The sequence below is a fragment of the Microbacterium gallinarum genome (genome assembly GCF_014837165.1).
Taxonomy (GTDB): Bacteria; Actinomycetota; Actinomycetes; order Actinomycetales; family Microbacteriaceae; genus Microbacterium; species Microbacterium gallinarum.
Window position 1 is genome coordinate 741759 of the sequence record NZ_JACSPM010000001.1, and the last position, 21660, is coordinate 763418.

17 protein-coding genes are annotated in these 21660 nt (G+C 67.6%); 4 read left to right on the plus strand and 13 right to left on the minus strand.

Annotated elements, in window-relative coordinates; genetic code table 11:
- Positions 1-32 precede the first annotated feature (32 nt).
- The 4 genes from H9622_RS03420 to H9622_RS03435 all read right to left on the minus strand — a co-directional run bounded on the left by H9622_RS03420 (position 33) and on the right by H9622_RS03435 (position 6170).
- Complete coding sequence (locus H9622_RS03420) at positions 33-2969, minus strand: immunoglobulin-like domain-containing protein (RefSeq protein ID WP_191764244.1); 2937 nt, start codon at positions 2967-2969, stop codon at positions 33-35.
- Between the two features lie 269 nt (positions 2970-3238).
- The gene (locus H9622_RS03425) at positions 3239-4891 is read right to left on the minus strand and encodes an FAD-dependent oxidoreductase (RefSeq protein WP_191764246.1); all 1653 of its coding nucleotides are present in this window, start codon (positions 4889-4891) and stop codon (positions 3239-3241) included.
- Positions 4892-4964: 73 nt separating this feature from the next.
- The gene (locus H9622_RS03430; protein ID WP_191764248.1) at positions 4965-5222 is read right to left on the minus strand and encodes a hypothetical protein; all 258 of its coding nucleotides are present in this window, start codon (positions 5220-5222) and stop codon (positions 4965-4967) included.
- Between the two features lie 33 nt (positions 5223-5255).
- The gene (locus H9622_RS03435; protein ID WP_191764251.1) at positions 5256-6170 is read right to left on the minus strand and encodes an NAD(P)/FAD-dependent oxidoreductase; all 915 of its coding nucleotides are present in this window, start codon (positions 6168-6170) and stop codon (positions 5256-5258) included.
- 76 nt (positions 6171-6246) lie between these two features.
- Between H9622_RS03435 and H9622_RS03440 the strand changes: the two genes are divergently transcribed.
- A complete protein-coding gene (locus H9622_RS03440) occupies positions 6247-6837 on the plus strand; it encodes a helix-turn-helix domain-containing protein (RefSeq protein WP_191764253.1) in 591 nt (196 codons plus the stop codon).
- A 140-nt stretch (positions 6838-6977) separates the two neighbouring features.
- On the plus strand, positions 6978-9734 hold the full coding sequence (locus H9622_RS03445; RefSeq protein WP_191764255.1) for a LuxR C-terminal-related transcriptional regulator: 2757 nt from the start codon (positions 6978-6980) through the stop codon (positions 9732-9734).
- 54 nt (positions 9735-9788) lie between these two features.
- Here H9622_RS03445 and H9622_RS03450 read toward each other — a convergent pair whose 3' ends face one another.
- The 3 genes from H9622_RS03450 to H9622_RS03460 are packed head-to-tail and all read right to left on the minus strand — an operon-like array spanning position 9789 to position 11726.
- The gene (locus tag H9622_RS03450; RefSeq protein WP_191764258.1) at positions 9789-10034 is read right to left on the minus strand and encodes a hypothetical protein; all 246 of its coding nucleotides are present in this window, start codon (positions 10032-10034) and stop codon (positions 9789-9791) included.
- Positions 10031-10642, minus strand: coding sequence for a DUF2306 domain-containing protein (locus H9622_RS03455; protein WP_225221692.1), 612 nt, complete (start codon positions 10640-10642; stop codon positions 10031-10033). Before H9622_RS03455 ends, H9622_RS03450 begins: the two co-directional genes overlap by 4 nt.
- Before the next feature lie 46 nt (positions 10643-10688).
- Positions 10689-11726, minus strand: a complete 1038-nt coding sequence (locus tag H9622_RS03460) for an NAD(P)-dependent alcohol dehydrogenase (RefSeq protein WP_191764262.1) — start codon at positions 11724-11726, stop codon at positions 10689-10691.
- Between the two features lie 167 nt (positions 11727-11893).
- Between H9622_RS03460 and H9622_RS15750 the strand changes: the two genes are divergently transcribed.
- Together H9622_RS15750 and H9622_RS03470 are read left to right on the plus strand one after the other, a co-directional pair.
- The gene (locus tag H9622_RS15750; RefSeq protein WP_225221540.1) at positions 11894-12232 is read left to right on the plus strand and encodes a hypothetical protein; all 339 of its coding nucleotides are present in this window, start codon (positions 11894-11896) and stop codon (positions 12230-12232) included.
- A gap of 169 nt (positions 12233-12401) precedes the next feature.
- Complete coding sequence (locus H9622_RS03470; protein ID WP_191764263.1) at positions 12402-13505, plus strand: site-specific integrase; 1104 nt, start codon at positions 12402-12404, stop codon at positions 13503-13505.
- Between the two features lie 302 nt (positions 13506-13807).
- Here the strand turns inward: H9622_RS03470 and H9622_RS03475 are convergent, their stop codons facing one another.
- From H9622_RS03475 to H9622_RS03500, 6 genes are all read right to left on the minus strand, one after another.
- Entirely contained in the window at positions 13808-14392 is a 585-nt protein-coding gene (locus H9622_RS03475; RefSeq protein WP_191764264.1) for a PIN domain-containing protein, read from the minus strand.
- A gap of 26 nt (positions 14393-14418) precedes the next feature.
- Positions 14419-14943 carry a helix-turn-helix domain-containing protein gene (locus H9622_RS16075; RefSeq protein WP_056369842.1) on the minus strand — a complete coding sequence of 175 codons (525 nt, stop codon included), beginning with the start codon at positions 14941-14943 and terminating at the stop codon, positions 14419-14421.
- Positions 14944-15056: 113 nt separating this feature from the next.
- Positions 15057-16178, minus strand: a complete 1122-nt coding sequence (locus H9622_RS16080) for a DUF3322 domain-containing protein (protein WP_191764266.1) — start codon at positions 16176-16178, stop codon at positions 15057-15059.
- Positions 16175-19528, minus strand: a complete 3354-nt coding sequence (locus H9622_RS03490; RefSeq protein WP_191764268.1) for an ATP-binding protein — start codon at positions 19526-19528, stop codon at positions 16175-16177. The genes H9622_RS16080 and H9622_RS03490 overlap by 4 nt, the downstream gene beginning before the upstream one ends.
- Positions 19525-20184, minus strand: coding sequence for a DUF4194 domain-containing protein (locus H9622_RS03495; RefSeq protein ID WP_056368566.1), 660 nt, complete (start codon positions 20182-20184; stop codon positions 19525-19527). The genes H9622_RS03490 and H9622_RS03495 overlap by 4 nt, the downstream gene beginning before the upstream one ends.
- Positions 20181-21632 carry a DUF3375 domain-containing protein gene (locus H9622_RS03500; protein WP_191764269.1) on the minus strand — a complete coding sequence of 484 codons (1452 nt, stop codon included), beginning with the start codon at positions 21630-21632 and terminating at the stop codon, positions 20181-20183. Before H9622_RS03500 ends, H9622_RS03495 begins: the two co-directional genes overlap by 4 nt.
- Positions 21633-21660: the final 28 nt, after the last annotated feature.

The following is a 21660-nucleotide window of genomic DNA, read 5'->3' on the forward strand; positions in this document are numbered from 1 at the left end:
GGCCGCAGGACGCGACCCCCCACCGACCCGGATCACGGTGTGCAGGACGCCGCTCCGTATTCGACGTCGTACACGGACTGCTCGCGGTCATCTCCGTCTCCGGCCGACACGGTCACCGTGACGGATCCGGCCGGGATGTTCGCCGCACGAGTCGTGAACACCGACGAGTGCGTCTTACCCGCGACCACCGCGCCGACCTGCTTCGCACCGAAGTCCGAGCCGATCTGCGCGGCGATCATGCGCTCGTCGTCGTTGCTGACGGAGACCGTCAGCAGGACCTTGCCGCCCACGCAGCGGGACGACACGGCGACCGAGGCCGCCACGGCGGGCAGCACCTCGAACGACGCCGTCGCCTCGGAGGCGAGCAGGATGTCGTGCCCGAGGAACTCGGCCTTCACGGTCTGCGCGCCCTCAGCGAGGTCCGCGGGAAGCGTCGCCGACGCCTCGCCGTCTTCGAGGTAGACCGTCTCGGACCAGTCACCGAGGCTGAACCGCACCTGGCCACCCGTCTCGAAGCCGTCGGCAGCCGACACGGATGCCGTCACGACGGTGCTGTCGCCCGCGCGGACGTCGTCCGCCGAGACCTCGACCGTGGTGGCGACGTCCTCGTTGGGGATGCCGCGGATGCTGTTCCACTCGCGGAGGGTGATCGGGATCACGGTGCCGTGACGCGGACGCGGGACGCCGGCGTTGGTCATCGTGATCGTCTTCGCCTGCCACGTCTGGGCCTCGATGTTCGCCTCGCACGCGGCCTGGTAGCCGCCGCCGTTGGTGTAGCGGTCTCCCCACAGGTAGAACTGGCCGGGGCACGCGGTGTCACCGGGGTTCGCCTTGAAGATCACCGGACCCTCGTAGCCGGCGTTCGACTGCCACGTCGTGCGACCGAGCGCCGGGGCGATGAGCTCCCACGCGCTGATGTCGCTGTCGAGGAAGTCGGTGTGCTTCTCCGAGAAGATGTCCGACCCGGCGTTGCCGGCCTCGTTCTTCGTGACGCGGTAGTACTCGTCGCCGACCTTGATCGCGGTGGTGTCGATACGCGACTGCGGAGCCGGGTTCTGCCACACCTTGGGCTCGGAGAACGTCTGGAAGTCGCGCGTGATGTTGTACCACATCTGCGCGTTCCCCTGACCGGTGCGGTTGATCGGGTCGTTCCACAGCGACTGTGCCCAGAAGACCGCGTAGGCGCCGATCTCGTCGACCCAGAGCGACTCCGGAGCGAACGCGTTGCCGGCGTTGTCGGGCGCCACCTTCACGTGACGCTGAGGCGTCCAGTTGACCAGGTCGTTCGACTCGAACACCTCGATGTACTGCGTGTCGTTGATCGCGTACCCGCCCTGGTCGTACCAGTTGAGGTCGGTGGCGATCATGTAGAACGTGTCGCCGTCGGGCGAGCGGACGATGTGCGGGTCACGCAGACCCTGATCGCCGAGCTGCGAGACGAGCGACGGCCAGCCTCCGGTGAGACCGGTCCAGTCCAGCGCGGTGTTGCCGTTGGACGTCGCGAACATGATCTGCTCGCCGTCCGCGATGCCCTCGCCCTTGAAGTAGCCGAGGAAGTACCGCTCGTTCTCCTCCGTGCGAGGGAGCGGCTTCACGACGACGTCGAAGGTCTTCTCGACCTCGGCGTCGCCCTTGGCGATGGTCGCGGTGAGCGTCACCTCGACCTCGGCGTGGCCGTACGCGGGGCGGGTGACCACACCGGTCGGCGAGACTGCGTCGGAGTCGGACTCCCACGTGATCTCCGAGCCCCATCGTCCGGCGTCGGGCAGCGTGATGTTGCCGCGCACGTTGTCGGTCTCGTAGAGCTCGAGGTCGAGTGCGTCGCGATCGACCGAGTGTCCATCGTCGAACTCGGCCGGGACGGTCACCTGGATCTCGCGGACGGCGACCGACTCAGAGCCCTTGCGCAGGGTGGCGGTCAGCGTGGCGGTCACGTCGGGCTCCCCGAGTGCCGGGCGGGTGATCACGCCGCGGATCGGCACCTTGCGGGCGCTGTTCACAGCGGGCGGGTTCACCACCTCGACCACGGCGGGGTCGGACGACGCCCACGTGATCGTCGAACCGGCGACGCTGCCGAGCTTCGGCAGCTCGAGGTCCTCGACGATGGCACTCGTGAGTCCGAGGTCGATGGCCGCGGCATCCGCTTCCACTCCCTCGTCATTGCCCTGCGCCGCACGCATCGCGACCTCGGAAGCGCTCAGACCGCGGTCGTACACACGGAAGTCCGCCAGCGTGCCGCGGAACGAGTAGTTGCCGGGCACCTGCGAGCGAGCGAGGAAGTTGCAGTTCGTGCCAGCGGCATTGACCGACGGCGGGGTCGTGATCGTGGCGGACTGCGCGTGCTGCACGCCGTCCACGAACAGGGTGCCGGTCCACGAGGTGCCGTTGGCGTTCGGCGTCTGCGTGTAGGTGACGTGCTTCCACACGCCCTCCGCCAGCCGCACGCGGTTCTGCTGCACGTTGACGTTGCCTGCGGCGACGCGCAGGCGCTGCGTGTTCGACGAGAACAGCTGGCCCTGCTGGCCGGTCGTCGCATCGCACGACGCCTTGTTGCCGAGACTCCAGATCTGGTGCTCACCGACGTTGGCGGGGTCGATCCAGATGTCGTAGTCGACGGTGATCGCCTGCATGCCGGCCGTCAGGTCGTTCGGCAGCCGCACGTACGCGCCGGAGAGGGCGTCGGCATAGTCATCGGGATTGAAGCGGATGCCGCGGCCCTCCCGGGCCGCGTTGTCGGGGTTCACCAGTGTGGCGTCGGCTGCCTCGCCGGCCGAACCGGTGTTGGCGACGCGGGTGCCCGTCGTCTCGTTGAGGAGGAACTGGTGGACGAGGCCGTCGACGACGTCCTCGTAGACGGGCTCTGCCGCCGCGGGCGTGGCGGCGATGACGCCGACGCACAGGGCGGCCGCAGCGGTCAGCGCGGTGACGCGACCTCTGCGTCGTTGTCGGGTGGGGGCGGGATGCGCCATGGAGCACTCCTTCGTGCGATCGTCGGCCGAATGTGATCACGCCGCGTGAGCTGGGACTCCGACGGCGACAGCCGAGGTTTATCCATCAACCTCGGCCTGTTTCGCATGTTAGCGGTCACACTGCGAGTTGCCAAGAGGCAGTGGTCGACCGAGCTGCGGCCGGCCGCGCGCTCCGAGCACGCGAGACGTCACATCTGCGACGAGACGGCGTGCGCGGGGCGACGTTTCGTCGCAGATCCGTCGTCTCGACGGCGGATCCGCGACGAAAGTCACACTCGGACGGCGACGGGGGTGCGAGCGGTGACACCCGCCGCCCAGGTGCGGTAGCCGCCGTCGAGGTTGCGAACGTCACGGCCGTGCTGGGAGAGGATGCGCGCGGCGGTGTGTCCGCGCTGTCCGACCTGGCAGTGGACGATGAGGGGGCCGTCGGGCAGTTCACGCAGACGTTCGCGCAGGTCGTCGACCGAGATGTTGATCGCCCCGGGGATCGCACCGGCGGCGTGCTCCGCCGGGGTGCGGACGTCGATCAGGGTGGCCCCGTCGCGGAGCGCGTCGTCGAGCTCGTGCCACTGGATGCTCGAGGTCGTGCCTGCACGGAGGTTGTCGGCGACGTAGCCGAGCTGATTGACAGGGTCCTTCGCGGAGCCGAACTGCGGCGCGTACGCCAGTTCCAGGCGCGCGAGACCGGATGCCGTGATGCCGCCGGCGATCGCGACGGCGATGATGTCGATGCGCTTGTCCACCCCTTCACCGCCGACGATCTGCGCGCCGAGGATGGCGTCGGTGACCGGCTCCACCAGCAGCTTGATCGACATCGACTCCGCGCCCGGGTAGTAGGTGGCGTGCGACGCCGGATGGGTGTGGATGACGCGATGCGCGCGGCCGGCGGCGACGAGCTGCCGCTCGCGCCAGCCGGTCTTCGCGGCGACCACGTCGAAGATCTTCACAATGGCGGTTCCCAGTGCCGGCGTGTTCCGCTCGTCGCGGCCCACGATCACGTCGGCGACCGAGCGGCCATGCCGGTTGGCGAGGCCGGCCATCGTCACAAGGGAGGGCTCGCCCGAGATCGCATCGATCTTCTCGATGCCGTCCCCGACGGCGTAGATGTGGGGGTCGCTGGTGCGGTTGCGCCCGTCCACCGCGATCCCGCCGGTGGATCCCAGCCGCAGACCGGCCGTGCGGGCGAGGTCGACGTTGGGCACCACGCCGGACGCGTCGATGATGAAGCTCGGCCGCACGCCGGTCCCGTCCGAGAGGAGGACGTCGCCGTCCTCGATCCTCTCGATCGTGACGGACGTGCGCACGTCGACGCCGTGGCGGCGCAGCTCCGTTTCGATCGGGCTGGTCATCTCGGGATCGAGCGGGCTGAGGATCTGCGGGCCGCGCTGGATCAGGGTTGTGTGGATGCCGCGGCGCACGAGGTTCTCGACCGCCTCCAGCCCGATGAACCCGCCGCCCACCACGAGTGCGGACGGGTGATCGGCCACGGTGCCGACGAGCGCGTCGATCGCGTCGACGTCATCGACGGTGCGCAGCGTGTGGGTGGGGATGCCGGAGTCGCCGGTCGCCGCACGTGCGGAGGCACCGACCGCCAGGATCAGCTCGTCGTAGGTCTCGACCGAGACGTCACCGCTGCCCAGGTCGACCACGGTGATCGTCTTCCCGGCAGGATCGATGCTGACCGCCTCATGGCCGGTGCGCACATCCAGACGGAACCGGGCCGCAAGCGACTCCGGGGTCTGCAGCAGGAGGGAGCCGCGGTCGCGGATCACGCCGCCGACGTAGTACGGCAGGCCGCAGTTCGCGTAGGAGACGTACGGCCCGCGCTCGAACACCACGATCTCCGCTGCTTCGTCCAGACGCCGCAGCCGTGTCGCCGCGGACATTCCCCCGGCGACACCGCCGACGATGGCCGTCTTCATGTGGGCTCCTCCCAGAAGTGGTTCGTTATACCCCTATGGGTATTCTACTATACCGTGGGGGGTATTTCGACGCTCACTGCACCCGACGCCGGAGGATCGCGCGTCGAATGCGGTGAAGCTGCGGCATCGCCGCGTAGATGACGACGGGCACGGTGAGCGTGACGAGGATCAACGTGCGCAACACCATCGGGAGCCCGGTGAGCAGATCGCCGAGTACGAGGTTGAGGACGGTGAGTGTCGGGAACACCGCGATCCAGATCATGAGCGCGAGCTGATGCGTAGACGGCGGCGACACCCGGCGCGCAGCGGGGTTCTCGGAGACGGTGGACATTCGGTCGATTCCTTTCGCTTGTGGCGTCGGCGTTCAGCGCACGCGTGACGTCGCGAGCGCGTGAGCGATCTCTGCATCGACGAGAGCGGTGTTGATCGCGATCGCAGCCGCGGACCCCTGCCCTGCGGCGGTGATGACCTGCGCGCGCGGGTCGGCGGCGTTGCCGGCGACATAGACACCAGGCCGGCTCGTCCGGCCTGCGGGATCGTGACGCACCCAGCCGCGCTCGTCCATCTCGCAGCCGAGAGAGATCAGCAACCCGTCGTTGGGGATGAGCCTCGGACGCACGAACACCGCGGAGCGGGGCACCACAGTGCCGTTCACGAGTTCGACGCCGCGCAGCCGGTCGGCCTCGACGACGAGACGCGCCACGGTCCCAGGAATCGTCGCCACTCCGCGTGCGGCGAGCGCCTCTTCCTGCTCGACCGTCAGCGTGTCCGTATGGGGGAAGTGAACGACGTCGTCCGACCACTGCCGAAGCAGCAGAGCATGCGCCACCGCGTCCGGTGTGCCGCCGAGAACGCCGATGGGCTCGTCCTGGACCTCATATCCGTGGCAATACGGGCAGTGCAGGACGTCTCTCCCCCACCGTTCCGAGACGCCGGGGACGTGGGGCACATCGTCCGAGAGTCCGGTTGAGATCAGGATGCTGCGTGCCGTGAGCGCCGTGCCATCCGACAGTCGAGCCGTGAATCCGGGCGCGATGTCCACCACCTCGCCGTCGACCAGAGTCGCGCCGTAGTCAGTGATCTCCGCACGGCCGCGCGACAGCAGCGCTGAAGGAGCCATGCCCTCGCGGGAGAGGTACCCGTGCATGTGCGCAGCCGGCGCATTGCGCGGCGCGCCGGAGTCGACCACCGCCACCGAGCGACGCGCGCGGAGCAGGACCAGCGCAGCGGTCAGGCCCGCGGCGCCTCCGCCGGCGATGATGACGTCGTAGTTGTTCATGACGCCAGCCTCAGGGGTGCATCAGGCTGAGAGCAAACTCTGTTGCCGTTTCTGGGACGAGCGAGCACACTGAGGTGTGGATGAATCTGCGCGCATCGACGCCGCGCTGGACGCGGTGGGCCCCCGGTTGAAGTGGCTGCGCGGGCAACGGGGCCTCACGCTGACGGCGCTGTCCGACGCGACGGGGATCTCCAAGAGCACTCTGTCGCGGTTGGAGACAGGCCAACGCCGCCCCAGCCTCGAGTTGCTGCTCCCACTCGCGCAGGCGTATCGGGTGCCACTGGACGAACTGGTCGGAGCACCGGACGTCGGCGATCCGCGGGTTCGGCTGAAGCCTCGGCGCGTTCGTGGGCGCGTCGTCGTGCCGCTCACTCCCCAGCCGGGTCCGGTGCAGGCATGGAAGATCCTGATTCCCGGCAGCCAGACCACGCCTCAGCCGCGCACTCATGAGGGCTACGAGTGGCTGTACGTGCTGAGCGGGCGGATGCGCTTGATCCTGGGCACCCACGACCTGACGCTGGAGTCCGGTGAAGTCGCCGAGTTCGACACGCACGTGGCGCACTGGTTCGGAAGCGCCGACGGCCGGCCCGCTGAGGTGCTCAGCCTGTTCGGGCGCCAGGGCGAGCGCGCCCATGTTCGAACCGACCGGAAGCAGCGCGAGGACTGACGTTGCCCTGCGAACGATCTCGCGACAGCATGAGTCTGCCTCCTTCTGACGCGATCGCCTGCCCGAGCAAGGCGGCCTCAGCGGGGGCGAGCGCTGGAACCCGCCAGGGCACCGGCGGTGGACGCGAGGGGAATCGCTGAATGGAGAAGGCTCCGCTCTCGTCGCCGATTCTCGAGACGAAGCTCTTCCGCCCCAAGACTCGACGACAGACCGTGGCACGGCCGCGATTGCTGAAGACCTTGGATCGCGGCATCGACGGCCGCGTGACGCTCGTGTCGGCGCCGGCCGGCTTCGGCAAGTCCACTCTGCTCGGCGCGTGGATCGCCGATGCAGCGAAGCGCGAGGATGGCGATCACGCGGTGGCGTGGCTCTCACTCGACAGCGGCGACAACGACCCAGCGTTGTTCTGGACGTACGTGATCGCCGCACTGCGCACCGTCGTTCCGGATGTCGGGTCTGAAACGCTGGCATCGATCGAGGCGCCCGGCTCCCCATCCCCGCAGTCGCTGCTGACGGGTCTGCTGAACGAGGTGGCCGGCCTGGAGAAGGAGATCATCCTCGTCGTCGACGACTACCACCTCATCGAGGAGCGTCAGGTCCACGAGGGTGTGTCGTTCCTGATCGACAACCTGCCCCCGAACCTCCACCTCATCCTCGCGTGTCGCTCCGATCCCCCGCTGCCGCTCGCGCGCTGGCGGGCACACGGCGACCTCGTCGAGGTCCGCGCCGCCGACCTCCGCTTCAGCGCGGACGAGGCCGCCGAGTACCTCACGCGGGCGATGGAGCTGCGGCTCACCGCGCAGGAGGTGGCGACCCTGGGCGAGCGGACAGAAGGGTGGATCGCTGCTCTGCAGCTGGCAGCCCTCTCCATGCGCGGACGGGACGACCTCGCGGACTTCGTGGCCGGGTTCGCCGGCGACGACCGCTACGTCGTCGACTACCTCGCCGAAGAGGTCCTCCAGAGCCAGCCGGCCGAGACGCGCACCTTCCTGCTGCAGACCTCGATCCTCCCGCGGATGAGCGCAGCACTGGCGGATGCGGTCACCGGACGCAGCGACAGCGGCGCCATGCTGGAAGCGCTCGACCGCGCCAATCTGTTCCTCGTCCCGCTCGACGACCGCCGCCGCTGGTTCCGATACCACCACCTCTTCGCCGAGGTGCTGCGCGCCAGGCTGGCCGACGAATGGCCCGACCAGGTGCTCGGCCTCCATCGACGGGCAAGCGCGTGGCACGCTCAGCGAGGTGAGCTGGACGCGGCGGTGAATCATGCCCTCGCTGCGCCCGATCACGATCTCGCTGCGAAGCTCATCGAGGAGGCCTTGCCACCGATGGGTCGCGATCGGCGGGAAGCCACTCTCCGGACCTGGATGGAGGCGCTCCCCGAGGACGTCTTCCGAAGCCGGCCGGTGCTCAGCCTCGGGTGTGCGGGTGCGCTGCTCTCCACGGGCGAGGTGGAAGGGGTGGAGGCCCGTCTGCGGGACGCCGAGCGCTGGGTGAACGCATCCGCCGCCACCGAAGCGAGCGAGAGCGGTCCGCCGCTGGCGGTCGACGTGGAAGAACTCCGTCGCCTGCCTGGCTCGATCGCGATCTACCGCTCGGGTCTCGCGCTCGCGCAGGGGGACGCCACCGCAACCGTGGATCACGCCCGTCGCGCACTCCTCCTGCTCGACGCGGAAGACGAGTATCGCCGGGGTGCCGCGGCTGCCCTGGAGGGGCTCGCGCTGTGGGGCAGCGGAGACCTGAACGGCGCGTTCGAGGGGTACTCGTCGTCGGTGGCCGGCTTCAGGCGCTCCGGTCACATCGCCGACGTGCTCGGCTGCACGATCACCCTTGCGGATATCCGGCTCACCCAGGGCCGACTGAGTGATGCCCTCGCGCACTATGAGGGGGCGCTGGCGTTGGCCCTCGCGCAGTCGTCGCAGGTTCGCCGGGGCATCCCGGACATGCATGTCGGCATCGCCACGATCCTGTGCGAGCGAGGCGAGCTGGAAGCCGCCGCCAGTCACCTGGACGATGCTCTGGCGCTCGGTGACTCCGCGGGGCTGCCGAAGTACCGGTACCGCTCGCGGCTCGCGATGGCGCAGCTGCGACAAGCGCGGGGAGACCTCGCCGCCGCCGCCGAACTCGTGGATGAGGCGGAGCGGTTCTTCGTGACGGACATGGCGCCGCTGGTCCGACCGGTTCCCGCCACGAAGGCCAGGATCCGGGTCCACCAGGGCAGGATCGCGGATGCTGTCGCCTGGGCTCACGAGTCGGGACTGTCCCCCGCCGACGAGCTCAGCTATGCGCGCGAGTACGAGCACATCACCCTCGCGCGGATCCTGGTCTCGCAGCATCGCCGACACGGCGGCCAGCATGCCCTCGACGATGCGCTCGCACTGCTCACGCGGTTGCGCGGTGCAGCGGTGGAGGGAGGCAGGACGGGCAGCGTCATCGAGATCCTCGTCCTGCACTCTCTGGCCTACCGGGCACACGGCGACCTGCAATCCGCGGTCGACTCGCTCACGGAGGCGTTGCGGCTCGCCGAAGGGGAAGGATACGCGCGGGTCTTCCTAGACGAGGGCGCAGCCCTGAGCGCGCTGCTCGAAGCGGTGGCCGCGGATGGTCCCGTGCGAGAGTACGCGCAGCGACTGCTGCGGGTGGCGCGGGACCCGGAGCACGCACCGGCGGCGGCGGACCAGGTCGCAGTGCTCGCCGAGCCTCTGAGCGAACGGGAGCGCGAGGTGCTCCGATTGCTCACCACCGAACTGAGCGGCCCGGAGATCGCCCGGCTGCTCGTGGTGTCGCTGAACACCCTTCGCACGCACACGAAGAGGATCTATACGAAGCTCGGCGTCAACAATCGCAGGGCTGCCGTGCTCAGGGCGCGGGAGCTGGGCGAGCTGCCCGGCCGGTGACGGCGGCGTTCCGATCAGCCCGCGTCGCCGCGACCACGGCCTCACAACGGCCCGTCACCCGCCGTGGTCCGACCCGCGCACCGCCTGAACCGAGAGCAGAACGAGGCCGAGGTCGCGAATCCTGTTGAGGATGCCGTGCAGCGCTGCCTGGTCGGCGATGCGGCCTCGCAGCGTCGTCGTCCCGTCGGGCTCGCGCGTGAGTGAGAGGTCGCCAAGCCACTCGGCCCATCGGTCGTCGATGTGACGCTCGACGCGCAGTTCGTAGTCGGCGGGTCGATCGTTCGCCGCGCACCCGCTCATCGAACCACCCCCGCGAGATCGGCGACCGGGCGGGCGACGCTCCGAGGTGCTCGACGGATCACCCACTCGGCCACGGCGAGGTTGATCGCCCATCCGCCGGCGTTCAGCAGCGCGACGCCGACCTGACCTGTCCCGATCAGCTCTTCACCGAAGCCGAGAGTGAACAGCTGAGTGGCAGCGCCGAGCCCGATCGCGTACGCGCGGATCATCCACGCCCGGTGCCGGCGCAGACGACGGCGAAGGATGGCGACGACGCCCAGCACGATGAAGGCACCCATTCCGGCTGCGGCGACCAGCCGAAAGGTGAAGAGCAGTGCCCCGTCATCCTCGAGCGCATCGAAGGCGAGCCAGACGCCCGAGGCGGCCGCGAGAACCGCGCCGACGGCGGCCAGCCTGCCGGCGACACGGTGCCAGGCGGGTCGCCGGCTGCGAAGGCTCGCCGAGAACTGGAGCGCGCCGAGGACGACGAACACCGTCGCTCCGATGACATGAGCCACCACCGGCAGCGACACGCCGCCCCCGCCCCCCGCTCCAGAACCGGGAGCCCCGGCGGCTTCGGCCAGTCGTCGCACGGCGTTCGCGAGGAGGGGCAGGAGTCCGAATGACATGAGCGCCACCGGAAGGAGTCTGCCCCCCAGCCTGGCCCGTGGTGTCTCACGCATGGCGGGGTCCGCTCTCCTGCACCGCCCGGGCCGGCGTCGGGCCCGGGCGTGCGGGCTCGGGCGCGACGGCGACGACGACGCTTCCGCGCTTGCGGCCGGTGTCGACATGGCGATGGGCCGCCACGATCGCGTCCAGCGGATACTCGCGATCGATGACGGACGCGATGTCGCCGATCTGCGCCAGGTACATGACGTGCTGCAGGTCAGCAGCCCGATACTCGCCCGGACCCGTCACGACGGTGATGGCGAATCTCCGAGCATCCCGCTTCGCGCTGAGAAGCGATCGGAGATCGGCGGCCACCAGGAGCACCGCGCCGCCCGGGTTCAGGATTCCCCGTACCCGGTCTACGGGGGCGTTTCCGACACAGTCGACGATCACGTCGTAGCCGACGTCCTCCGCGGAGAAGTCCTGCACCCTGTAGTCGATGGTTCGCGACGCACCGAGACGCGTCGCCAGCTCGTGATTGGATGCGCTGCACACGGCGGTCACCTTGGCCCCGACCGCGCTCGCGAGTTGCACGGCGGCAGTCCCGACCGCGCCGGAGGCACCGTTGACGAGCACGGTCGTTCCCGCGGTGATCGTCGCCTGGTTCAGGTAGGCCTGAGCGGTGATGCCTCCGAAGATGAGGCTCGCGGCCTCTGCGAAGCTGAGTTCGCCGGGCTTGTGGGCGACCGCATCCGTCGCCTTCACGACGGCGTACTCGGCGTGGCCGCCGAAGCTGCTCCCCAGCATCGCCACCACCTCGTCGCCCGGTGCGAACCCCGTGACGCCGTGGCCGATGCTCTCGACCACACCGGCCACTTCCATGCCGAGCACGCGGCGACGCGGTCGGAAGAACCCGAGAACGAGCGAGGACGGCAGCCGCAGCCCGGCCGGGATGTCCCTGGACCGCGACCGGTGGTCGGCGGCGCTCACGGTCGTCGCGCAGACGCGAACGAGGATCTCACCGCGCTTCGGCTCGAGGTCGGTGATCTCCTCGATCCGGACGACGTCGGGACCGCCGAAACGACGGTAGACAGCAGCTTTCATGACCTTCTCCTCCAGGTGGTGAGCGGCGTGCGCTCTTCATCTGTTGAGCAAGGTATGAAGCGATGTGGTGACTCGGCATCACCACATGTGGTGATCTTCGGTTCGGGTGACCCGGTCGGCCCCCCGGCTTCCGCCTGGTCGGATCGATGGGCCGAGTGGCCTCGTGCGTGCGCATCGCACCCAGTTTCGTCGCGACCGCGGTCGACGACATCGCCGGCGTGGAAACCACCATTGAGGCGCATTACAGCCCGGACCGGGGCCGCTACCTGATCACCACCATCGTCAACCGCGCGATCGCCGAGAACTTCAGCGAGTACCGGCTCAAGCACGCCGCACCGCAGGCAATCCTGCAAGCGGCCGTCCCGCACTGCATCGCACTGCGACTGGACGACAGCCCCGACGCCGAATGGACCGCCATCACAGACCTCACCGCCGACGACGGCCGGATCATCCCGCCATGGCTCGCTCAAGCCGTCGTCAAACGCGGCATGAAAGACGAACGATAGGAAGTCGTCGAGATCCTCTACGGCACCGCCGCCCTCGCAGAACTGCCACCAGCAAAGCTCGTCTCCCTCGAACTCGACGTCCCCGAACGCACCGCCAACTACTGGATCAATTCCGCCCGCGCAGCAGGATGGCTCGCCGGCATGACATCCAACGTCGGCCGCCCGGCGGATGGGTAGCGTCAGCCCCTACTCCACGAGCGCGGGTAGGCGCTATCGAGTCCGGTACCGGCGACCCGACGGCACACAGACCGACAAACGCGGGTTCAAGACAAAGCGCGATGCTGAGCTCTTCCTCGCAAGCGTGGAACTCACCAAAGCGCAAGGGACATTTCTCGACCCCAGCCGCGCGCGAGTCACAATCGGCGAACTGGGCCCCGCATGGTTGGCGGCGAAGCACGCCGCTCTCAAGCCGTCTGCCTATGCGCCGCTCGAGGTCGCATGGCGGCTGCGGGTGAAGCCACGGTGGGGCCGCGTCGCCATCACCGACATCATCCACTCCGACGTCAAAGGCTGGGTTGCAGAGTTGAACCGGCAACTAGGCGCGTCCGTGGTCATCCGGACGTACGGCGTGCTCGCCTCCATCCTCGACGACGCAGTCCACGACAGAAGAATCGCACTCAATCCTGCACGCGGCGGCAAGATCGGGCTCCCGAAGAAGATCGCCTCACGCCACGTCTACCTCACTCACCGTCAGGTAGACCGGCTCGCCAAAGCCAGCGGCGACAACGCGACGCTGATCCGCACGCTCGCCTACACCGGCATGCGCTGGGCCGAGGTCGCAGGGCTTCGAGTGCACGCGATCGACTTCGGCAGGTCCAGAATCTGGGTCACTCAGAACGCCGTCGAAGTCGGCGGCGAGTTCTTCGAGGGGACACCCAAGTCCCACAAGATCCGCGATGTCCCGATGCCGCCATTCCTGCGTGACGAACTAGAGCGCCGGGTTGAGAAGCTCCCGCGGGACGCCTTGGTGTTCCCGAGCAAGTCCGGCACGTTCATGAAACGCGTGCGCACAAGCGCGCACTCCAAGTCGTGGTTCAAGACCGCAGCCGAGGCGGTCGGCGTGCCCAGCTTGCATATCCACGACCTCCGGCACACTGCCGCCTCGCTCGCCGTTCAAGCCGGCGCGAACGTGAAGGCGATCCAGCGCATGCTCGGGCACGCGTCCGCAGCCATGACCCTCGACGTGTACGCCGACCTCTTCGACGACGATCTCGACGCCGTATCTAACGCGCTCGATCGGTCAAGAGCCGCACAGCTTGGTAGCGACGCCTGAAGTCACCATCCTGCAACGGATGTGGGCAAAATGTGGGCACGGGTCGCTGAGTCGATCACGCGTATCCCAGAATTCCGCAGAAAATCAACGCTCTTTGACGCGGACGTTTGGCGGAGACGGAGGGATTTGAAATCGCGCTGATGGCAAGTGAACTCAGCTGAAACCGCGCAATTCCGCGGATTGTGACGTCGATGACGTCGTCCTCGATCAGGTCGGCCGGATTCGATTCGTGGCAAGAACGTGGCGGTTACCGGGCGCTCATCAGGCGGCCGCGCCCGCGCGCCAGGCGTGCGATCTGCAGGCTACGCGGACGCAGCTTCGACCATCATCTCGACGGCTTCGATCATGCCGTACCGGTCCCGCAAGGTGTCGAGGATCTCCTCGACGGTGAGTACTGCACCGTGGCGGCCGGAACGGCTGGCGATCTCCTGCACCGCGGCGAGCGCGCGCCTTGGGTTGAGTGCGACGGTGTTCTTCGCAAACTCGCGCGCACTGAGCACTTGAATCGTTGGCGGAATCTTGTCTGCGGGGAAGTCCTTGAAATTCTCAGTGACGATCGCGCCGGCTCCTGCAATGACGGCCGCGGCGACCACGTGCTCGTCGTCCTGATCGGGAAGACCGAACGTGCCCTCCAGCGGTTCCCACCCTTCGACCTCCGCATCGGCGAACTCGCGCCGCATCGCTGCAATGAGGGTCGCTGCGCGGCCTGCAGCCTCCGCTACGGGGATTCCCCGTTTCACGAGCTTGGCTTCCTCGTGATACTCGAGCTCTTCCAGGATCGCCGAGCTCCAGGTCGGTCGATACGCGCCCTCGACCGCGAGGGAAAGGAGAAAGTCACGTTGCAGGCTCGGCCACAGCACGCTGGTGTCGAGGGTCGCCGTGAACACGACCCCCATCCTGTCAGGCTGCGGAGCTAAAGGCGGACAGCCCGCCTCGACGCGACCGCCTTCCTCGCCGCTTTGAGGTCCTCGAGCGTCTGTTCGACGTTGTCTTCGTCGACAGCGTCACGCGTGGCAGCGAGCATGTCGTACTGACGCTCACGACGGCGCTCCCGATACTCGAGCAGATCTGCAAGGAGAACACGGCGATGCGTTCCGGCCCTCTCGAAGGGGATCTCGCCCTCGTCGAGGAGCTTTACAACGGTCGGGCGGCTTACGTTTAGGAGATCCGCTGCTTGCTGAGTGGTCAGCCGCGTCGTCTGCGGTACAACCGAGACGGCTAGCCCGCTTTGCATCGCATCAACAATCTTGCGGAGTGCAAGGTAGACCTCTTCCGGGAGTTCTACCTGATCGCCTGGACGCGCTCCCGCAAGGAAGTACCTTGGCTCGGGAAGAGCTCTACCGGCAGCCTCATGGGCGGTGAGGAAGTCCAGAACAGGGGCAAGCTCGTAGCCCTTGCTGGGAAGGTACGTCTCTTCAACGACTGCAGCGCGAGACACGGGAATCACCTCAATACGGGTAAACGCAGGGGATTGCGTTTGTTGCGATTACGGTAGCACGTATCCCCGACAGATCGATAGGAGGATGCTGGGCTAGCAGCTCGACTGCCCGGTCAAGACACTCCGAGTCGCGCGAGCGCGTAGCTCCACGGGATGCGCTCCTGCTCGAGGCGAATGTTCCCCTCCGCGCTCAGCGACTGAAGAGTCGCGCGCTCACCGGGCGTGAGCAGCTCGAGCACGCCGACATTCGGTTCTGGATCGGTCCCCCACAGATCCCGGTGGTCGAAAAGAGTCCCGGAATCCATCAACGCCGATGTCGCCTCGACTCCCCTGGCTCGTAGTCGGTTGAGGATGGCGAATCCATGTGAGTCGAGATCGCCCCAGTAGGTGACGGTCTGCGCCCATGGCAGGCGAGCGACGAGGTCGACTCGGTGACCGCCGCCGTGCACAGCGACCGCGTCCGGCACGTTCGGCATGGCGAGCACCGTGGCAAGGTTCTCGAAGACGAAGACTCGTTGAGGCCGTAAAGGGATCGATGCAACTTCGTCGACGGGCGCTGACACATCGGTGAGCCATTGGAAGGAGAGAGATGGATCGAGTACACGGATCCGCACCAGCGGCGACGGCTCGCGAAGCCCCAGTCCGGATGCACCGGTTCCAGCTCGATGCAACGCCTCTACGACCCCTCGGCGGGACTCGATCCATTTGGAGTCGATGCCGCGAATCGGAAGCTCCCGGATGAGGCGGTCAGACGCCGGGTTGTCACGCAGCCAGGTCAGCACGTCGACGAGCCTGTGAAAATCAGCGTCATCGAGGTCGGCAATCGAGTGGGCGTAGGTGCGGAGCACTACCTGCGCGTCGGGCCCAACAAGAGCCCTCAGCTCGTCGAGGCGTTCCACCAGACGCCGCCATACCGCTGCCTCACCTGCGACTCCAGCGATCACCTCTGGGCTACGCACGATGGCGCGCACGGGGACCTCCTGAGATCCGACGCGTGACCAGTTTCGGACGGCCCACTCGAGCTCGATTCCCGAGGCTTCACTCACGCCGCGCCAGGACTTGACCCACTCTCGAACACGATTCAGGTCGCTCAGCGCCTCCCGCTCTGTCGGCGGCCGCAGGAGAACATCGAGCACGACACCGGTCTGCTGCTCGGCCGCCCACGTGCGCGCATCGCGGTCGAAGAGCTTCTTCGCGCGCGCACGCACATCCGACGGCGTGACGGGCGTCGTCACGCGCGCGACTCCGCATGCGGCGTAGAGGTGGCCTCCGGGTCACCGACCGCGAACACCACGTTCGCCAGTCGTGACGTGTTGCGGTCGGGGTTCGATACCGACGTAATCGCGCCCACGTACGGCTCGAGTGTCTGCAGCAGCTTCTGAGGTGTCGCGAGGATCATGTGGAACCCGAATTCCCGGAACACCTCCATCGCGTTGCGCGTGTATCGACTGTCGGCCTTGTCGAATGCCTCGTCGAGCACGATCGACCCGAACCTCGGGACCTCGTCCTCTTCCTCAGTGAGCTGATAGCGCAAGGCCGCGGCGAGGCAGAAGATGACAAGCTTCTGCCTCTGACCGCCCGACAACCCCTCGGCGGAGTCGTACACTCGCACGACCCGGCCGGTGAGGTCCTTCTCCCGCGCAAGGAAGCTCACGTGAAGCCTTGTGTCGAGCACACGATTGCGCCAGTCGATGTCGATGCGGTCCTTGGAGCCGAGTCGACCGATAACGCGCTGCAGGACGCCGAAGCGCTGCTCCGCGCCGGCGGCGGACTCGTCGGCCCAGTTGCCTTCGACGATACGGCGCAGGTCGGTGAGGAACTCGTCGACCTCCGGCGTCCGGGTCGTCTTCACATCGATCTCGAGGAAGCGATCCGTCCCCTCGAACGGGGACCGTCCGAGGGATGCGTTCACGGGAAGGATCCGCTCCCGGATGAACCCCGGGGCGTCGCGGAGGTCGCTGAGCAAGTGGGCGACGACATCCTGCGAGCGCTCCCGCAACAGCTTGCGGAACTCGGTCTCCTTCTCGGGCAGGCCGCGGGCGAGGATCCCCTCCCGAAGTTCGCGATACCCGTAACGGTCGCGGATGTCGGCGGCGAGCTCGGCGGATGCTGCCGGCCACCCGAGTCGGAACTCCGCCGCACGTCCCGCGAAGCTGGCTTCAGCGTCGGCTGCACGGCCGGCTGCGACGTCCTTCTCCTTCGAGAGCGCCGACTGAACCTTGCGTGCGACCTCGTCGACCGTTTCCAGGCTGACGGAGCGTCGCTCGGCGCGGAATCGTTCTTCCAGCGAATCGGCGATGGGTTCGTCGACCGGCGTGTGGGGCGCGGCCTCGAGTTCGGCGATCTGCGCTCCGACACTCTCCATCTTGTTGCGGGCGACGGCGTGGTGGCCAAGCGCTCGCTCGTGTGCTTCGCCGGTATCAGCGAGCCGTTGGCCAGCTCGCTCGGCGGCCTCCTGAGCTTCGCGGAGGGTGCCCGACTCGCTGGTGAGCACCCGGAGTTCATCGCGCCGAGCCGCGGTCACCGCCGCCGCGGCAGCGAGGTCCACTCGCTCCCACGTGAACCTCGAAACCCGCGTGAAGACATCACGCCGGGTCACAGCATCCTGGCGGGCCGAGTCCGCATGCGCATCCCTTGCGGACGTCTCCTCCATCGCCACCATCGCCTCACGACGACGCTCCAGCAACGCCTCGAGCCGCGCCGCAGTGTCGCCGCCCAGCACCCAGCGGGTCGCATCACCGACGTCGTGACGGTCGTCCTTCTCGTACCTGCGTGAGTTGCGCTTGACGAGACCGCCGATCGTGACGCCGCGTTCGACGTCGTCGAGCTCGTCCGGGTGCGAAACGCAGGCGTAGTCGAACTCGGTGGCGATGCGCCTTCGGACATAAGACGCGAAGGGCCCGTCACTCACCGCGAGGCGATGAACGAGCGAGCGGGGGTCCTTGGGGCGACGCGGCTCATCGACCGAGTGCGGCACCGCTTCGATGACGAGCCGTACACCGAGCGTGCGCGAGTCGGCCGCACGGCGGGCTCCCGCAAGATGCTCGTCCCGCACGAGGAGTGTCGACGCGAACGGCGCCATCACTCGCTCTGCAGCGCCGCGCCATGTGGAGTGCTGTTCGGCGACCGAGATCAGCTCACCGGCGAAGGGGAACGTCGACGCCGGAACGCCGACAGCGTCGGCGAGGTATCGCCGGGCTCTCAGGAGCTTCTCGTCGAGGTTGCTCCGGTGGTCTCTCAGCGACTGAATCTGATTCGTGATTTCGTCCAGCACCTTACGGGCCTGACTCGCGGCGTCACGCACCTCATACGACACAGCGGGGATATCGCGCGCAGCTTCGGCGACGGCGACCGCGAGGAGTTCCGCAAACTGTTCGGAGTCTTCAGGCATGGGCGCGCCGATGCGCGTCAGCTCGGCGCCCAGCTGGGACCGGTACTGACCGATGACGTCCTCGGCGCTCTGCGCACTATCGATCCGCTCCTGCAGAAGCTCGACGCGAGCGCCTCCCTCGTCGCGAACGCGAGCCTTCGCGGTCTCGAGAGCATCGGCCGCCAACCGCTGCTCGCGCGCGGCGTCGCTCAGCTCGCTCTCGGCGCGCGCCAGCGCGGCGCGTGCTGGGCCGGCGGCATCCTTCGCGAGCCGAAGCTTGAGTGCCGAAGTGAAGGGCTCGACTGCATCGTGCAGATCAGAGATCGCCGCCATCTCGGCACCGGCCAGGTCGAACGCCGTGATCGCCTCGTCGACCTTGCGAAGCGCATCAGCCTGCTTGCGCAGGTCGACCACGTGTTTGTGAGCCGCATCGAGCTCCGTGAACTGCTCGACCGCAGTCTCCGCGCGCGCAAAGGTTCCCGGCTGATCGAGCATGAACCCGCGGAATAGCGCGTCGAGCGTGCCGAGGTTCTTCGCCGACTGAGTCTTGTGGAGAAGCTGAAGCGTCGCGTCGCCGCGGAAGCCGAACTGGCGGATGACACGCTCATGAAAGCGTCCGTGCCGCCCACCGGTTGTGAGGAGCGCATCGGGGAAGGCCTTCGACATTCGGCGCGCGTCGATCCCGCCTTCGACATGCGGCTTCACTTCGAGAAGCTCCACATGGCCGCGCGCGAAGATCCGCGCGTCCTTCAACGCTGTCGCCTCGGTGCGCGTGCCGGGTGCGTGGAACACCCGCAGCAGGACGACCGGTTCGTCGCGAAGGTTCTCGTAGCGCAGCAGGATGCCGCTCCAGGTGGCTTTCGAGCGAAGGTAAGTCGTGGTGGCCCGATCAGCGGCCTCGTCCGCTTCCTTGCTCCAGGCCCCGCGCACGTAGCTCATCAGCGTCCGATCGCTGTGCCGAGATGCGCCGTCCTGAGCTGCCGCGTTGAGTCGCAGCCACCTATCGGGGGTGAGAACCGCGGCGATCGCGTCCAAGAGGGATGACTTGCCCGATCCGGATGCCCCGGCGAACAGGTGACCGTCGCGCGCGACGTCCACGGCGACGTGGCCCGCGAACGTGCCCCAGTTGACGATTTCGATCTGGGCGAGGCGCCACTGACCGGGCCTGGTCGGATCGATCTCCGGCTCGTCAGTGGGGAAGGTCAGCATCGTCATGCGTCCTGGTCCTCGTCATCCGTCGACAGTGCGGCAAAGTCACCTTCGCACTCGCGGGCGATCCGCTGATACTCGGCGGTGATCGCGCGGATCTGGTCGGCGTCGACGAGCAGCCGCAGCACCGGAGAGATCTCGGCGCGGTCATCGCCCACGGCGTGCAGCACACGGAGCTTGTTCTGCATCTTGTTCCACGACGAGTTGACTCGACTCGCGAAGTCCTTCTCGTCACGATCGGGGGTGCGGAACACAGCAAGTTGCTCGAAGACCTCCGCCTGCCCGACGATCACACGCCCGCGACCCTCCTCGCTCAGCAATGTCTGGCGTAGGACGAGCAGCATCGCCGTGTCGAGGAACGTCAAGGCCTCGGACCGCACCGCCTTCGGCGCATCGTCGGAGGGAGCGTTGCGGACGAACGCGAACTCGTTGTCACGGTCGATGACCAGTTCGAGGAACAGCTCGGCGAGACGTGAGCGGATCATGGTCTCGTCGGTGAGCAGTACTGCCCACAATTGCGCCTCTCGTGCGCCTGAGAGGTACGGCCCGCGCACCAGACGGAGCAGGACCCGCCTGGTCCGGTCCGGAAGCTCCCCCGAGTCACCGCGCCAGAGGCCGGTGTGCTCCCCGGGGGCGACATCCGTTGGAATCGCTTCGGTCATGTCACCGCTCCTGTGAATCGGTGCGCCGCGACGATTGCCGCGCGCGGTACTCCGTCGGCGCCCTGCCCCGCGAGCACCTCGGGCTCGTCGTCAACGGTGCCCTGCTCCGCCGCGATCGAGAGAAGTCCGATCACACTTCCTACCCCCTGCGTCGCGGGGTATCGAGCGAGGACATCTGCGACGGTGCACGATTGCACCTCGGCGAGCAGGTCGTTGATGTTCCGGGTGAGTTCGTCGAAGTCGATCTCGGTCTCGCGAGCGATAGCCCGCATCTCCTCGAGGCTCGCGAGGGATGCCGTCTGCGTGACGATCTCGTCGGTGGCGGCGAATTCGGCGGGATCGTGGAGGTCGATCGCCCCGACGCTTGACATGGCCACGGCCGAGAGATCCAGAGTGAGCGACGTCGGATGCCATGGACGCGTATGCGCGGATGCTTCCACACCCGCGTGCTGAGCCTCTCGCAGAAGAGTCCTCAGTACCCGGTCGCGCTGGTAGTCCTGCGACTGCACGTAGCGGCGCAGCGCCCGGGCGAACAATGTGATGACGTCGTGGATCTCCGCGCTTCGTCCCTTGAGCGTGGTGAGGAAGGAGCGCAATGCCCGGCGTTCATCCGAGGTGAGGTCACGAGCGAATCCGCGGTCGAGGATGCGGCGAATGTCGGCCTCGAACGCGGCACCGAGTGCAGGGTCGAGCACGAGCTGTGAGAAGGCAGCGAAACTGCGGCCTGCATCCGAGTCGGAGATGTGGTCGATTCCGCGGAAGACTTCGTCTACGACCGACGCCTGAGAAACATCGGACTCGACGATCTTCGCCCTCAGCGACGCATTCAGCGCCTCGAACTCAGCACGCACCCGAGAGAAATCGTCCGGCACGTCCGCCGCCTGCGCCAACACATCGCGAACGCGTTCGAGCGCCCGGTCCTCGTCTATCGCGGTCTCGTCACCCGAACGCAGGCTCTCGATCCGCCGCTCGATTGACTCGATCTCTTCTTGGAGCAGCGCGATGCGTGCTGACACGTCAGGATCAGTGTCGATCGCGAGGCGACGGACCTGCGCCGCAAGGCTCGCAAGCCGAGACTCGGTCACACTAGAACGCGGGGCGGCGCGACCCTGCAGGAAGCGGATCCCGGCGATCGCGTCCGGGGAAAGCTCGAGCGTCTCACCCCGCGCTTCCGATGACGGCCGACGCACCAGGAAGCCGGCCGAGCGCCACTCTCCGCAGTACCCCTTCGCAGTCAACGGCAGGATCAGCCCCTGTGCGCGGAGCCGCTCGAGGTCGGCATCGATCCGCTCGTACAGCTCCTCAGCGTCGACTTGGCGCTCGTCTCCGCCCAGGTGGGTGCCGAGAAGACCGGCGACCACGGGTGCGCTGTCGGCTCGAAGCAGCTTCCACGCCGCATCGCGCTCCGCAAGCTGGGCGAGCTCGAGGACCTGGGCGACGGCGGGCACGCGTCCATTCTGAAGGAACACACCGACA

Excerpts from the sequence above, each read along its gene's own strand:
- H9622_RS03420 (WP_191764244.1), bottom strand. The coding sequence starts at position 2,969 with ATGGCGCATCCCGCCCCCACCCGACAACGACGCAGAGGTCGCGTCACC.
- H9622_RS03425 (WP_191764246.1), bottom strand. The coding sequence starts at position 4,891 with ATGAAGACGGCCATCGTCGGCGGTGTCGCCGGGGGAATGTCCGCGGCG.
- H9622_RS03430 (WP_191764248.1), bottom strand. The coding sequence starts at position 5,222 with ATGTCCACCGTCTCCGAGAACCCCGCTGCGCGCCGGGTGTCGCCGCCG.
- H9622_RS03435 (WP_191764251.1), bottom strand. The coding sequence starts at position 6,170 with ATGAACAACTACGACGTCATCATCGCCGGCGGAGGCGCCGCGGGCCTG.
- H9622_RS03445 (WP_191764255.1), top strand. The coding sequence starts at position 6,978 with ATGGAGAAGGCTCCGCTCTCGTCGCCGATTCTCGAGACGAAGCTCTTC.
- H9622_RS03450 (WP_191764258.1), bottom strand. The coding sequence starts at position 10,034 with ATGAGCGGGTGCGCGGCGAACGATCGACCCGCCGACTACGAACTGCGC.
- H9622_RS03455 (WP_225221692.1), bottom strand. The coding sequence starts at position 10,642 with ATGTCATTCGGACTCCTGCCCCTCCTCGCGAACGCCGTGCGACGACTG.
- H9622_RS03460 (WP_191764262.1), bottom strand. The coding sequence starts at position 11,726 with ATGAAAGCTGCTGTCTACCGTCGTTTCGGCGGTCCCGACGTCGTCCGG.
- H9622_RS03470 (WP_191764263.1), top strand. The coding sequence starts at position 12,402 with ATGGGTAGCGTCAGCCCCTACTCCACGAGCGCGGGTAGGCGCTATCGA.
- H9622_RS03490 (WP_191764268.1), bottom strand. The coding sequence starts at position 19,528 with ATGACGATGCTGACCTTCCCCACTGACGAGCCGGAGATCGATCCGACC.
- H9622_RS03495 (WP_056368566.1), bottom strand. The coding sequence starts at position 20,184 with ATGACCGAAGCGATTCCAACGGATGTCGCCCCCGGGGAGCACACCGGC.